The organism is Pedobacter sp. UC225_65 (genome assembly GCF_042698365.1).
Lineage (GTDB): Bacteria > Bacteroidota > Bacteroidia > Sphingobacteriales > Sphingobacteriaceae > Pedobacter.
Map to the genome: position 1 here is coordinate 645,423 of NZ_CP170550.1, position 14,143 is coordinate 659,565.

General features: G+C 47.5%; 16 protein-coding genes. All 16 read left to right on the forward strand.

Going from position 1 to position 14,143, the window contains the following annotated elements:
- Positions 1–17 precede the first annotated feature (17 nt).
- Positions 18–554, forward strand: a complete 537-nt coding sequence (locus tag ACFJIZ_RS03345; protein WP_379093871.1) for a DUF5977 domain-containing protein — start codon at positions 18–20, stop codon at positions 552–554.
- Positions 551–3,676 (forward strand): DUF6443 domain-containing protein, encoded by a 3,126-nt coding sequence (locus tag ACFJIZ_RS03350; RefSeq protein ID WP_379090641.1) that lies wholly within the window; start codon positions 551–553, stop codon positions 3,674–3,676. Before ACFJIZ_RS03345 ends, ACFJIZ_RS03350 begins: the two co-directional genes overlap by 4 nt.
- Positions 3,658–4,104: a TNT domain-containing protein gene (locus tag ACFJIZ_RS03355; protein ID WP_379090643.1), complete on the forward strand. Its 447-nt coding sequence runs from the start codon at positions 3,658–3,660 to the stop codon at positions 4,102–4,104. Before ACFJIZ_RS03350 ends, ACFJIZ_RS03355 begins: the two co-directional genes overlap by 19 nt.
- 1 nt (position 4,105) lies before the next feature.
- The gene (locus ACFJIZ_RS03360) at positions 4,106–4,345 is read left to right on the forward strand and encodes a hypothetical protein (RefSeq protein WP_379090645.1); all 240 of its coding nucleotides are present in this window, start codon (positions 4,106–4,108) and stop codon (positions 4,343–4,345) included.
- A gap of 944 nt (positions 4,346–5,289) precedes the next feature.
- Positions 5,290–5,745: a hypothetical protein gene (locus ACFJIZ_RS03365; protein WP_379090647.1), complete on the forward strand. Its 456-nt coding sequence runs from the start codon at positions 5,290–5,292 to the stop codon at positions 5,743–5,745.
- 75 nt (positions 5,746–5,820) lie between these two features.
- Positions 5,821–7,065 (forward strand): relaxase/mobilization nuclease domain-containing protein, encoded by a 1,245-nt coding sequence (locus ACFJIZ_RS03370; RefSeq protein ID WP_379090649.1) that lies wholly within the window; start codon positions 5,821–5,823, stop codon positions 7,063–7,065.
- 155 nt (positions 7,066–7,220) lie between these two features.
- Positions 7,221–8,099, forward strand: coding sequence for a hypothetical protein (locus ACFJIZ_RS03375; RefSeq protein WP_379090651.1), 879 nt, complete (start codon positions 7,221–7,223; stop codon positions 8,097–8,099).
- Positions 8,100–8,302: 203 nt separating this feature from the next.
- Positions 8,303–8,998, forward strand: a complete 696-nt coding sequence (locus ACFJIZ_RS03380; RefSeq protein WP_379090652.1) for a YWFCY domain-containing protein — start codon at positions 8,303–8,305, stop codon at positions 8,996–8,998.
- The gene (locus ACFJIZ_RS03385; protein WP_379090654.1) at positions 8,964–9,578 is read left to right on the forward strand and encodes a hypothetical protein; all 615 of its coding nucleotides are present in this window, start codon (positions 8,964–8,966) and stop codon (positions 9,576–9,578) included. The genes ACFJIZ_RS03380 and ACFJIZ_RS03385 overlap by 35 nt, the downstream gene beginning before the upstream one ends.
- A 236-nt stretch (positions 9,579–9,814) precedes the next feature.
- Complete coding sequence (gene traK, locus ACFJIZ_RS03390) at positions 9,815–10,285, forward strand: conjugative transposon protein TraK (protein WP_379090656.1); 471 nt, start codon at positions 9,815–9,817, stop codon at positions 10,283–10,285.
- Between the two features lie 3 nt (positions 10,286–10,288).
- The gene (locus ACFJIZ_RS03395; RefSeq protein WP_379090658.1) at positions 10,289–10,522 is read left to right on the forward strand and encodes a hypothetical protein; all 234 of its coding nucleotides are present in this window, start codon (positions 10,289–10,291) and stop codon (positions 10,520–10,522) included.
- A 40-nt stretch (positions 10,523–10,562) separates the two neighbouring features.
- Positions 10,563–10,898 (forward strand): hypothetical protein, encoded by a 336-nt coding sequence (locus ACFJIZ_RS03400; protein WP_379090660.1) that lies wholly within the window; start codon positions 10,563–10,565, stop codon positions 10,896–10,898.
- A 292-nt stretch (positions 10,899–11,190) separates the two neighbouring features.
- On the forward strand, positions 11,191–11,541 hold the full coding sequence (traM, locus tag ACFJIZ_RS03405; protein ID WP_379093874.1) for a conjugative transposon protein TraM: 351 nt from the start codon (positions 11,191–11,193) through the stop codon (positions 11,539–11,541).
- A 68-nt stretch (positions 11,542–11,609) separates the two neighbouring features.
- Entirely contained in the window at positions 11,610–12,662 is a 1,053-nt protein-coding gene (locus ACFJIZ_RS03410; RefSeq protein ID WP_379090662.1) for a hypothetical protein, read from the forward strand.
- 118 nt (positions 12,663–12,780) lie between these two features.
- The gene (locus ACFJIZ_RS03415) at positions 12,781–13,782 is read left to right on the forward strand and encodes a hypothetical protein (RefSeq protein ID WP_379090664.1); all 1,002 of its coding nucleotides are present in this window, start codon (positions 12,781–12,783) and stop codon (positions 13,780–13,782) included.
- A 95-nt stretch (positions 13,783–13,877) separates the two neighbouring features.
- Entirely contained in the window at positions 13,878–14,054 is a 177-nt protein-coding gene (locus ACFJIZ_RS03420) for a histone H1 (protein ID WP_379090666.1), read from the forward strand.
- Positions 14,055–14,143: the final 89 nt, after the last annotated feature.

Genomic DNA, 14,143 nt, shown 5'->3' on the forward strand with positions numbered 1-14,143 from the left:
AAGACCAAAATGGATATATAGTAAAGAATTTCAATTACAATCTTGGCAATGTTTCTCCGAGTGTAACCCTTTATTATAATACACTACAGACACAGAATTTTACAAGGAACAATTGTTTGCCTGGTGAAACAGGGGGCACGGTTAGCTATTATGTTCCATATGGTACATATACCTCCACTATAAATGTTGCAGCGGCCAACCAATTGGCTTTAGACGATATTGCAGCAAATGGGCAGAACTATGCCAATATCAATGGCAGCTGTACTACCGGATCGAGTTTTGTTTTTGACTATTCATTACCTAGTTTCAGGGAGTTTAATGTTGTATTTACAAATGTTGCCACTAGTCAGGTCTATAGCTATGTGCTGATGGATTCGGGAACAATTAGTGGCATTCCGGATGGGACCTATAATGTAAGTATCAATGAGACCAGCTATACTGGGAACTATAATTTTTATCTGGGATCGTCATTTGATACGGGTGTTTATGTACAGTTTATGTCCATGCCAATTGCGAGTTATATTATGCTTTATGTACAGGAGAATCTGATATGAGAACAAAATCAACAATCCATGGTCTAGGCCCCATTTCGAAAATCACACATGTCATTACGGCCCTTATAACCATTTTGGTAGTGGCCCCAACATTTGCCCAGATACCTACAGTGAACAAAAACTACGTAGAAGAGATCACTGTAAAAGTAAGTGGAAAAACCTTAAGCTCCCAGCTTGTTGGCCTCCCCGTAGAATCGGCTAACAGAAACATGATATATGTAGATGGGATAGGGCGTCTTTTACAGACGATAAAATGGCAAGCAAGTCCCAATAAAAAAGATGTTGTCAATGTTTCGATTTATGATGCATATGGAAGGCAGACAAAAAAACTTCTTCCATACGCCGAGCAATCAAGTGCGGATGGCAGCTATAAGCCTACTGCATTAAGCAATCAATCTAGTTACTATGCAAATGGGTCATGGGATAACTATGTGAAAAAAACGAACTTTCCATTTGAGGTCAGTAAAATTGAGCTTAGTGAGCTAAATAGATTAAAGGAACGTGGTTTTGCGGGTCAGGACTGGCAGCCAGTGGCTACGAGCAATAATGGGCATACATTCAAATACGACTATGAAGTTAATAGCTCCTCTGATGCAGTAAAGCTATGGTCGGTCAATAGTTCGGGTGCTTCTTCAAGTAGTTACCCTGTTGCTAAACTCTATAAAAATATTATCGGGGATGAAAATTGGCAACCCTCGGACCTAAAAGGTGGCACTGTTGAAGAGTTTACCGACTTCAAGGGTAGGTTAATATTAAAAAGAGTTTGGGAAACCAATGCCAAAAGCCTTTCTACCTATTATGTTTATGATAATTATGATAATCTAAGGTATATTTTACCTCCTTCGGTAAATGAAAACGGGATATCACCTATTACAAGTTTTACCGAAAGCCAGCCTGTTTTTACAAATTTTATATATGGATATAAATATGATGGTCGTAATAGGGTAATTGAAAAGAAGATTCCTGGCAAGACAGAATGGGACTATTTTGTTTACAATAAATTAAATCAGGTCGTACTCAGCCAAGATGGTAAGCTAAGGGCGTCAAATCAGTGGATTTTCCTGAAGTATGATGTAATGGGGAGAGAGGTCGTAAAAGGAATATATATGGGGGCAAGCCAAAGCAGGGCAGACCTACAATTGCTTGTTGATAACCAAACCAGTCTTGGACAACGTATATGGGAGTTGAGGGATAACACAAATTCTAATGGCACGGGGACTGGATACACGAATGATGTGTTACCAAAGACAAATATTGTCCAATATCATTTAATGAACTATTATGATGATTATGCTTTTTATACGAATAATAGTAGCTATAATCCTACGGTCTCTGTAAGCAGTCAGCTCAAAGGATTACCTACGGGAATTAGGACAAACATTATCGGTAGTGGTTCATTCTTGTTAAAGGTGATGTACTACGACACCGAGTCAAGGTTGTTGGAATATGTTAGTGACAACCATCTTGCAGGCAAGGATAGGGTAGTAAACAGCTATTCGTTCGCTGGTGAATTGATGTCCAGTACAAGAACCCACCAGGCATTGGCAGCTACCACAACTATAGCCGCAGTCAACCTGTACGATCATGTGAGTAGGAAGTATAGGACCAAAATAAATATCAATAACCAAGGTGAGACAATCCTGAACCAACTTGGTTATAATGAAATAGGACAAGTGAGAAACAAGGCGTTACATAGTACAAATAATGGGGCGTCATTTCTTCAGCAACTGAACTACGGTTATAACGATAGGGGTTGGCTGGCAAAAATTAACGACCCGGATCTGGTAAGTGCAACAACTGTTTTTGGCCTTGAGGTGTTATTTGCAAACAATGCTGGAGCATATAATGGAAACGTCGGGGGTATAAGTTGGCAGACAATGGTACCATCGGGACCTGGCTTGATGCAGGCCAAACAAAATTTTGTAAATGGATACGACAAATTGGATCGCCTACAATTGGCAAAATATTCTACATCATCAGTAATAGATAAATTTAATGAGGAGATCGCCTATGATGTAATGGGCAATGTCAGCTCCCTAAAAAGGAAAAATAGCACCAGCGGCTATCTTAATAGCCTTACTTATGACTATAACTTCTCAGGACAAGCTGGAAACAGGTTGTCTACGGTAACTGATGCAGGCAGTGCTGCCCAATCTAACAGTTTTACCTATGATGTAAATGGCAACCAAAAAACGAACAGTAGACTGTTGATAACTGATGTCAGTTATAATTTTATGGACTTGCCTCAGTCGTATACAAAATCGAGCACGGGAGAGGTGTTGAACTTTACATATACTGCGGATGGTGTAAAACTGAAAAAACAGTTGGGGTCTAATACTACCGATTATGTAGATGGTATCCAATATGTCAACAATACAATTTCGTTTATCCGTACCGAAGAGGGAAGAGCTGTGCCTGGAGCTAATTATGAATATGAATATTTTATCCAGGACCATTTGGGAAATACCAGAGCTACGGTCAAGCAAAATGGCACTGTTATCCAGATACAGGATTATTATGCTTTTGGAATGGAAATGGATCCAGGTAACTCGATCAGCCCCAGCATCCAGAACAACTATAAGCTAAGTGGAAAGGAAAAACAGGGTGAGCTGGGCCTAGAGCAATATGACTTTGGTGCCAGAATGTACGATCCTATGCTGGGGAGATGGACCGGTGTAGATGCATTAACTGAAAAGTACAATCTTAATTCTCCTTATAGCTATGGGGTAAATAACCCATTGACCATGATAGACCCTGATGGGAATGATCCTACACCATATCAGCAATCTTTGATCAACAAGGGCTATAACATAAAGGCATATGAAATGTATGTTGATATGGGCAGATATGGTCCAGGGGCCAAGTTTCAATTAGATATGAAGCGCTTTAGGCAAAGCGAAGTCAAGGAAATCCGGCAGCGACATGGGATGGACAATCATTGGAAGGGACCAATGGAAACCGATAGCGATGATCTTTTGGGCGACGCCTCAACTTTAAGGGGGATGTTCAACAGGGTTGTTGGGTCATTCTTGATGTTTACGCCATTTGGTTCGGTAGGTGCACTTGCCAAAGCGGGAAGGATCAGAACTATGCTGCTGGTGCTGTGGCATTTTTGGGGCTAGCTGGAGAATTAGGAGCTATCGCATCTCTTGGTAGTAGGGGAACGGCCGTTGGTAAGACATTTTCATCACGGGCCTTAGGGTCTAATGCCGAAGGTGGCATTACTACCCTTGCCGATTATTATCCACCCAATGGCGGAGCATTGGGGAAATGGAACAATGTGATGGCTAAGGAAGGTCAGGTGTTTAGTAGATATGGGCCAACTACTGGCCGTTATGCCTCAGATGTAGGTTTGCCATTTAGTGCGAGAGCTCTTCCACATGAAATTGAAGTAAAAGATTATTTTGAATTTCAGGCCATACGACCGTTTATGATGCAGTCTTCTTCCATTGGACCAGGATTTGGGAAGATTGGATTTGGGACGCAATATAAAATGCCAACAGGAATTGATTATCTCAGAGAATTTGGGTACATTAAATTTTTAAAATAACATGAAATTAGAAGAACTATTAGAAAAGATAAAAGCAAACAATGTTCCGGAACGTTGGTATGCTATTAATGATGGTGTAAAGCCTGGGGCTTGTGTAATTCTTGATTCTAATGGGCAATGGGAGGGGTTCTGTATTGATGAAAAGGGTGAGCGAAGCCATTTTAATTTTTTTTTAAATCCAGAAGGTGCTTATGATTGGCTCTGGGAGAAAATGAAGCTCCAGTTAGAAGTTTTTGGGTAATGGTGGATAAACTACATCTGTTGACCCCTGTAAACCAAAAATGGAAGAATCTGTAGGGCGCTAATTATAAAAGATTTACAGACAACTTTAAAACCGGTGGTGAGGGGTTAACAATATTGATTTGTCCACCGTACGACCTTTTATAATGCAATCTTCTGATATTGGTACGGGGTTTGGACAGATTGGATTTGAAATACAATATAAATGCCAATGAGTATCAATTATCTTAATGAATCTGGGTATATTGTAGATTATTCCAAAACTGGCCACTGCTTTTTTTGCAAACTGGCCACATCTAACGCCGCAAACTGGCACTGATTTTCGCTAAAAAGTGTTCAATTGACTGATTTTAAGGGGGTTTAAGACTATCTAAGCCTGTTCTGCAACAAGGTGTTGTTTGATGGTCGAAATCGATTCGTGGTGGAGGAAACACAGCTTAAAAAGAAAATCAAACTCGGACATCTTATCTGTTTCTAGGCTGTTATCCTTTGGGTGCTTCTGGCAGCTCGTAAGGGCTTTTGCAAAGCAAAAGGAGCATTCTCAAAGATTATTCACAAGGGAGAAATAGAGGGGCAACAAGAATCTGGTATTCTCTGAGCGGTAAGAGTCAAGCTACAAATCCATATTGCCTACTGAACAGCTTGGAACGTACTGGCATGGATAGTATTCCCGAAATACACAATAAGTACTTGACCATCTTTATAAGGATTGTCAGATCTTGCATTTTTTCTGTTCTATTTTTGATAATCAAACCTAAAGATTATGAAAGATCAAACTTAAAAAATGACACCTCTTCTTTAAGGTTAGGTATTAGACCTCGCCCTAAAGCTGTCCAGATGCGCCTAAAAATCCGGCGGTTGCTGAGGTCATTTCTTCCAGTTTCCCAGCTCAGAAACACATCTATAAACCGTTCAAAAAATTGACAGATATAACCTGTTCCATAGGTGTCAGGAAGATTTACGGCAAACCCCTGTTTGCAGCAAGATGGATTTTTGTATACAAAAATATCTTGCCTCGATAGCTCGAGGGGCTTTGGCTCGGAACTCGCAAAGCCTGAACTGATCATTGATGGAAAATACAACATGCCCAGAAAAAAAGCCAAAGACCAGGACCAGCTTTTGGTCCATCCCATCATTATCAGGGTGGACAACGCCACGCAGAAAAGACTGGAAAGATTGCTTCAGGAGAGCAACTGCAGGTCCATTGGCGAGGTGGTAAGGAAAGACCCTGGCCAGACAGCGGATCAACTGCTTTTACCGCGATGTGAGCTTGAACGGGCCGATGGAAGAACTGGCGCTGATCCGAAAGGAGCTCAAGATGATAGGGACCAACATCAACCAGCAGACCCGCTACTTCAATGCGGTGAAGTCCCAGGCAGAAAAGACCTTCCATGCAGATAGGACCGTAGAACTTTATAGGAAGGTAGATGGGAAAATAGAGCGATTGTTTGCCCTGGTCTCCAAACTTGCAGGGCGATGGTTGCAAAAATAGACCATGGGGGATCCATTCGCGGGATACTGCACTACAATGAGAACAAGGTGGTAAGTGGACAGGCAAAGCTTGTGCTGGCCAGTGGGTTTGCCACAGAAATCAAGGGACTTAATTTCCATCAGAAGCTGTACCGCTTTGAGCTGTTGAACCAGCTCAGGCCCTCGGTCAAGGTGAATGCTTTGCACATCACCTTGAACTTCCATGCAGAAGATAGGCTCGATGCGACTAGGCTCCAACAGATTGCTGCTGAGTACATGGAACGCATCGGTTTTGGTGAGCAGCCCTATATCGCCTACCAGCACTTTGATGCCCATCATCCGCACCTGCATATTGCGACCACCAGGATCGGTCGGGATGGCAAGGCCATTGATATCAATAAGATCGGCTGGCGGCTTTCCGAACCTGCGCGCAAGGAGATCGAAGAAAAATATGGGCTCATCAGAGCCCAGGGAAGGGGACTGAAAAATGAACCCTATCTCCGCACTGCCCAGTATGGCGGGGCGCCGACCAAGCAGCAGTTGAACAATATCACCAAGGGGGTGATGAGGGACTATGCCTATACCTCATTTGCGGAATTCAAGGCTGTGCTGGCGCAGTTTGGTGTGCATGTGGATAGGGGCTTTGAGGACAGCGTGATGTTCGAGAAAAAGGGGCTGGTGTATTCGATTGCAGATTCTGATGGAAATCCAGTAGGCGTGCCTTTCAAGGCGAGCAGTTTTTATAAAGGTGCTACGATGAAGGAGCTGGAAAAACGGTTTGAAGGAAATGGGGAAAAGCGTAAAGCCTTTAGGGAAAGCCTAAAGGATAGGATCGATGGGGTAATGGATAGATATAGTGCTGTCAGGAAAGAGACCTTTGTGAAGCAGCTGGCCAGAGAGCAGGTGGCCTTGGTGCTCAGGAGAAATGAAACAGGGCTGGTCTATGGGCTGACCTTTATCGACCATAGGCATCGGACTGTTTTTAATGGGAGCGATCTGGGGAAGGGGTATGCGGCTAAAGCGGTTGTAGGAATGTTTTCAGATCGAGATGTGGCTAAGCAGTATTTGCGTAAAGAGACTTCAATGGATTTCTTGGAGAAGGATTTGGGGCTTGGGGGGAAGCGGGGCAAAGCTGAAGAGGGTTTGTTGGATGGGCTTTTGGAAAAGGCGGACTATGATGGTCCAACTGTCATTGGGAAGAAGAGGAAGAAAAGAGCGGGAGAGGAACATTCTCGGGAGTATGGAATATAGCTGTTTTAACAATCGTTTATTTTACTTATCCTTTTGGTTTGGACTTGGACTTTTGCAAGGAAGTCAGTGAAGGCCGGGTATGTGGGTCTGCTTTGTGGGAAACCGTATATTTTGAATTGTTTATTTGTTTAACTTTACTTTCCTAAATTAATTCAATGAACACTCTCAAATACGCTTTGACCCTGATGCTGTCAGTGACCATATGCTTTTGTAAGGCCCAGGGAAAGCTCTATCCATTTAATCCGGACGGGAGCAGGTCTTTGGCGGACACGGGCAAGGTCAAAACACTTGCCCAGTATACCGAATTTACAGGTGAGAAACATCTTTGTTCGGACGTGCTCGCCGACAAGAACCGTACGCTGGTGCTTTATAGGCCGTTGTCCTATCAACCGGTACTTATATTTGCCAAGGATTCTCTAGCAGCTGTTGTGGCCCTGAAATCCATGAACAAGACCAAATACCAAAATTCCTACGCATTCCAATCGGACTTTGAAGAGATTTCGGAACTTGGGTATACAAGGAGTGATATAATAGCCCTGTTGGGGGAACCTTTCAGTGAAATAGAAGATGAGCAGGTATATACTATCCTAAGCTATCCCGGGTTTTCCATCCAATGCATTAAAAGCAGCAGGCCGGAATACTGTACTGTAGACAAGCTCATCCGATATGACTTTACAGGTGCTAAGAAAAGTGGGATTGGAATCGCAGATTTCCATATCAATCTCAGTGATGGCGATGGTGATTATGTGACAGGCTTTAGGGGCTCATTTCTGAACATGTCGACAAAGAAGATCAAATATCTATATATCACGGTAAGGGCAGAAAATGCGGTTGACGATCCGGTGGCAACCAAAACCGCAAAGGCGATCGGACCGATACTTCCCAATGAGACCGGAAGCTATAGCTATGATAACTTCTTTTTTTCAAAGATGATCGAATCGGTGAGGATCACCACCATCAAGATCCAATATTTTGATGGTTCCATAAAGATTGTAACAGGACCATTGTTAAAGGGCAGTTTCGTGGAAAAATAACTTTTGGAGGGCAATGCCTAGCCTTATGCTTGTTCCAAGCGCAAAGAACTCTTCTTTTGCCTTAACGCATTTTTAATTTGGGCGTCTACATTTTTTACGGTATCCTTTCAAGTTAATGGGCAGTCTTTTGTCAAGATAATTCTGTAGCCCATCTCCATCAGGATTGTCACGTATCGATGCCTTTATTGATCGATCTTGACTGCATGGATACAGGTGAAGATATACAGGGGCTGCGCAAGATCATCGACTTTACCAGATTGCTGAGCATTTTTGTTTTGGCGATCCATTTTTATAGCTGCTGTTATCAGGCTTTTGCGGCCTGGGGCTTGACGGCTGGAATTACCGACAGGCTCATTGCAAATATTGCAGGGACTGGACTATTTGATGGGTTTTGGAGAGCGAAGCTGGGAGCACTTCTATTGCTTGTGGTTTCGCTAGTGGCTGTCAAGGGAAAGAAGGATGAGAAGATATTGCTCAGGAATGCCATTTTTTTTATTTTGGTTGGGGCTTTGCTTTACTTTTCTAGTACGATTTGTTTTCTTTTTATGGGTCCAGGTTCCTGGGGCTCCAGAACTATTGTAGCTGCGTTTTATATTGGCTTGACTTCCACCGGTTATTTGCTGATGTTAACTGGTGGCGGACAGCTTTCCAGGCTCCTCAAGGACAGGCTGAACAAAGATATCTTTAACGAGGAGAACGAGACCTTTCCGCAGGAGGAAAGGCTGCTGGAGAACGAATATTCCGTTAACCTGCCAGCCAGGTATAGGCTGGGGAAGGTTTTTAGGGAGAGCTGGATCAATATCATCAATCCCTTTCGGGGACTTCTGGTTGCTGGAACCCCTGGTGCCGGTAAAAGTTATTTTGTTGATCCGCCATATCATCGACCAGCATATCGCTAAGGGCTTTTCGATGTTCATCTATGACTTCAAGTTCGATGACCTTTCCAGGATCGCCTATAACAAGCTGCTCAAATATGCTGGAAGTTATGCCGTCCGCCCTAAGTTCTATGTGATCAATTTTGACGACCTGAACAGGACGCACCGCTGCAATCCTTTGGACCCGCAGGCGATGGAGGACATTACCGATGCGACCGAGGCCTCCCGCACGAACATGCTGAAGATCGATATCTCCCAGATCGGCTCTGAAGGGGAGACCTTCTTTTCCCCTTCCGATGTCGCCTACCTGATCTTTATGGTCATCGGCATTGTGTCCTACTTCTGCGTACCGACGGTGGCCAACTATATCGTCCATGCCGGAGGCGGCAATACGATCCTGCAGAAGGTGAACATGATGGTCTCGACCTCGTCAAGGTCTGCTGTGGGTGCGGGATCGGCGGGGATGGGCATGGCGGCCGATGCGCTCGGCAATGGACCAAGGATGATGGGCCAGGGCTATGCAGGGGCGTCGCAGGGGGACTATTTTCCCGACGGAAAACCTGGTGGCAGTTCCCATCAGCACGATAGGCTGAGCGGGAAATAGCTTGGGCTTTTTGTTGGGGGACTGGGCTGGAAGCTGGGCTTTGTTGCAGGGCCCAAAAAAGAAAAACTCAAAAGGGATTTATTTAAAGTAGAAATCATGTTTACACAATTCAAGAACATAGATACCGCCTTTTCGCACATCAAGAGGTTCAGCCTTTTTCTGATCGTTGGCTGCGTGCTGGTATCAGGGTTTGCGATCTGGAAGAGCTTTGCCATGGTGCAGAGATCTCGGCCAAGGTGTATATCCTGGCGAATGGGAAGTCCCTGGAGGCTTTTTCCGCCGAGCGCAAGGACAATGTGGCCGTAGAGGTCCGCGACCATGTCAAGATGTTCCATTACTGGTTCTTTACACTGGACCCGGATGAAAAGGTGATCGCCTCGAACATCGGAAAGGCGCTGTACCTGGCCGACGGGTCGGCAAAAAGGGAATACGACAACCTGAAGGAGCGGGGATATTTCACCAACCTGGTCTCGGCGAACATCTCCCAGACGATCGTGGTGGATTCGGTACAGCTCGATATGGAGCAGGAACCCTTTCGTTTCAGGTGCTATGCCACCCAGCAGCTGGTCCGCTCCACCTCGGCGGTGGAGCGGAAACTGGTGACCCAGGGGCTCTTGAGGAACGTATCGCGCTCGGACAACAACCCGCACGGGTTTCTGATCCAGAGCTGGGAAACGGTGCTGAACCAGGATGTCGCAAAGCCGTAGGTGATGGGATGGTACAGGAGAAATAAGGGCGGAAGGGGGACGGAGGCAGAGGCAAGGCTTTCTGCCCTGGCCCAGAAACTGGCAGACAGGATCTTGGCCCAGCAGTCGCGATGGGCCGTCAGGCTCAATGCCCAGGCCCTAAGGCTTGGGAAATGGAATACCATTGCCATCCTAGGTGTTTTGGTGATGGGCATGGCCTGCTATTGCGCCTATCTGTTGCTGGGTGCATTTTTTTAGGTACTAATCAATTCAAGGTTTAACAATTCAATCAGGTTTTATGGAAACAAGAACAAGGGACAAGAGGAAAGTGCTGTTGGTACTGCCCCTGCTGGCCATGCCTTTTCTGGCGCTGGCATTCTATGCGGCAGGTGGCGGAAGGGGGACTTTGCAGGCCGTGGCCGCATCAAAGGGGATCAATACGGCTCTGCCGGAGGCCAACTTCAAGGGCGCCGACCCTGCCGACAAGATGGGCTTCTATGCCAGAGGCGAAAAGGATACCTCCGGGGCCAAGGGGATTTCGGCACTGGCCGGGAAGATCGGTTTTGGTGGCGCGGCAGAGGACGACAGGACAATAAGATCAATGCGAAGCTGGCGCAACTGGACAGGGAGATGAACTCGCCTGGCCTTTCCGCTGGGCCTGGCAAAAGCACCGCTTCGGCTCCAGTGCCAAAACAGGGCGACGGCGGAATGAAAGATGACATCGACCGGCTGGAGATGCTGATGAGGTCGATGAAGGCCGATAAGGCTGCAGACCCCGAGATGGAGCAGATGGATGCCATGCTGGAAAAGATCATGGACATCCAGGACCCGTCCAGAGCGAAGCAGAAGGTGGAGGTCAAGGCCGGCGGTGCTGTTGAAAAAGGGTTTTTGGCGGTACCGGCAAGATCGCCGATGGGGGAAAGGTGGTGCAGGGCTCGACCATCCGTCTGCGCCTGCTGGATTCGGTGGTACTGGAGAACGTCGTCGTCCCAAAGGGGCATTTTGTGTTCGGGCTCTGCAGGCTGGTCAACCAGCGGCTGCTGTTGGACATCAGGAACATCCGGTTGGGCAATGCCATTGTTCCCGTCGAGCTCACGATGTATTCCCTTGACGGGATGGCAGGGCTTGCCGCTCCGGATGCGGTGCTGGGTGATGCGGCATCAGCGGGTGCGGCAGATGCGGTCGGAGGATCTCGGTCTATGGACTGGACGGGATTGGGGGACAGGTGGCAGGTGCAGGGATCGATGCGGCCAAGTCGCTTTTTTCCAGGAAGGTGAAGGTGGTCAGGGTGAAGCTGAAGGCCGGGGAGAAGGTGCTGCTGAGAAACAACAGGCATTAGCTGGAAATGGAGGTGAACAGGGCGGAGCTGCTGGCCGCCAACTGGAAGGAGATGGAGGCAGCGCTCTTGGCGTTCGCCCAGGCCAACGGGTCTACCCAAAGGGAGCTGCTGGGGCAGCAGCATGCCATGCTCCGCAGGGGACTGGCAAGGATCTCCATCGATGCAAGACCATCTGAAAAGGCGTACATCGCCCTTTTGGAAGGCGTGGTGCAGCGGATGGAGAGAGTACTCTATCCCAATCCGGTGGTCCGCCTGCTGGAGCGGCTCAGGGCGGAGTTTATTACAAGGCCGAAAATGATAAAGGAGTTTAGGATGACCAAACAGGAGAACCTGGCCGAGCTGAGAAGGTTCATGGTGGAAAGGGGATTTGGGGTAGTGGCGGACCGTCTGGAAAACGTGCTGGACTATGAGCACAATGTAGTGAGGATACCGATGACCGGACAGCTCGACGCCGAGCAGCGCCTGGGCCTATCGCTGGAACTTGTAATGGATGTGCAGGGCCGTTACCGGCCCTGTTCGGTCCTTGCCTCGGTGACCGGTAGCCATGGGATCACCAGTTACCAGCATTTCTCTCTTGCCGATCCGCTCGATGTGCCGATGGTGGTCAACCTGCTACAGGGAAGGGCCGTCTGCGTGCCGCAGGCCGACGGGACGGGCGGAAGCTGCGACAAGTGGCTGCAGCTCTCCACCGGGAAGGACCAGTACCTGCGGAACTTCTATCCGGACTATGGTTTTGATGCGGCCGGGCTGCTGAAGGACCTTTCGGTGCAGTTCGGGATGCCGGGACTTTTTGATGGGCGGCTGGTAGATGAACTGCGAAAGGGAAACCAGGTATCTTTTATCGCTGGGGCTCCCTTTAACAGGAAATTGCTTATTGAGGCCGATCCCGGTCCAAGGGAGCTTACCATCCGCAACGAACTTGGGGAAAAGCTGGAGATGCGCGGGCTGATGGAACAGAAGAGGGCCTATGGGGCGCAGATGGAGGCCGGGCTGCAAGAGGTCGGGATGGAGCGCAGCACCGACAAGGTGAAAGAGCAGGAAAGGGGGCTCGGGGCCTGATGCCTGAATAGCTGGGAGCAGGCCTGCATGTAGAGAAGTGCTTAACAAGATCAATGAACAGGGAGCGCTCCGGTTGCCGGGCGACCGGCCGCTGGAGGTTCCCATAAACCAATTTATTATGGATGCAAAGAATTTAGAGAACCTGAAAGGGGAAATGGTGAAACTTGGCTTCAGCGAACAGCTGATCGGGCAGATGGAGGCCAGGATGGCCGCCAATGAGCCCAGGTTCATATTGTATGATGAGATACAGACAGAGCGGGGCCGCGTTGAAATGGCGCTCCACTTCAACCAGTCCAGGACCTCGGAATACTATTATTTCAACAAGTTTGACGTGGTGCTGGAAAAACAGCCTCCGCTTGCACCGGGCGAAAGATATTTTGTGGCCTCCCAGCGCCAGGGGGACGAACCGGTCCTGCGCGAGTTCGAGATGCCCTCGCTTGCGGCAAAGGAGTTCAACATGAGGCTCGAAGCATCGAAGGACATCCGCGGGGCGGCCCAGCTCTATGCGGGCAGGTCGCTGGAGGATTCCAGGGAACTTGCGACCATGGCAGACGGAAAGGTGCTTACGGTGGAAAAGGACTTCTACAAGGCGCTGAAGAACCCGTCGCCTGGCCAGACGTTCTACTTGGAAAAAGGGAACGGGTTCACCCTTTCCCAGGCGTTGAACATGCTCTCGGGCCGTTCGGTATATAGGGAGGATATCCTGGACATCAAAAAGCAGGAATACAGCGCATGGGTGAAACTTGATTTTGATGCGCCCAAGGACAGGGGAGGGAACTTCCACCAGAAGAACTTCACCGAGGGCTATGGTTTCGACCTTTCCGCCGTGCTGGAGAGGTTCGATTTCAAGGAACTGGCAAACCCCGAATGGAAACAGGCCCTGGAGGATACCTTGCGCAATGGCGACCGCGCCGTGGTGAACGTGGACATGGACGGAAAGGCATCGAAGATCCTGGTGGAAGCCGTCCCCGAGTTCAAGCAGGTCAATCTGTATTCACTTGAGGGAAAGTCGATCAAACGCGAGGACCACATGAAAGCAGAACAGCTTGCCGAAGTTGGCGTGGGAAGGGAAAAAGACCAGAAAAAGGAAAGGGAGCAGGAAGCTGGTATGTCGGTATAGTGGACCTGCCTGTTCATTGTCGTGGTTTGTGGGATTTGCGGTTTTTGTTAATTTAGCTACCCAGATCAAATATTAACCTATTAAATCTTAATCCAATGGAAAATTTCGGAAAAGTAAAGGAGCTTGTGGCAGCTGTTGAGGCCGATGCAAAAAAGTTCTATGAGAATGGCAATGCTGCAGCGGGAACGCGCGTCAGAAAAGCGATGCAGGACCTGAAGAACCTGGCGCAGGCTATCCGTACGGAGGTAACTGAAAAAAAGAACGCAAAATAACCGTAGACGATCAACTCTTTTTGGGAAATGAAAAGGCCCGGCCGGTTTTTGGTCGGGCCTTTTTTGTTGTTATCTGTTGTCGTCAGCAC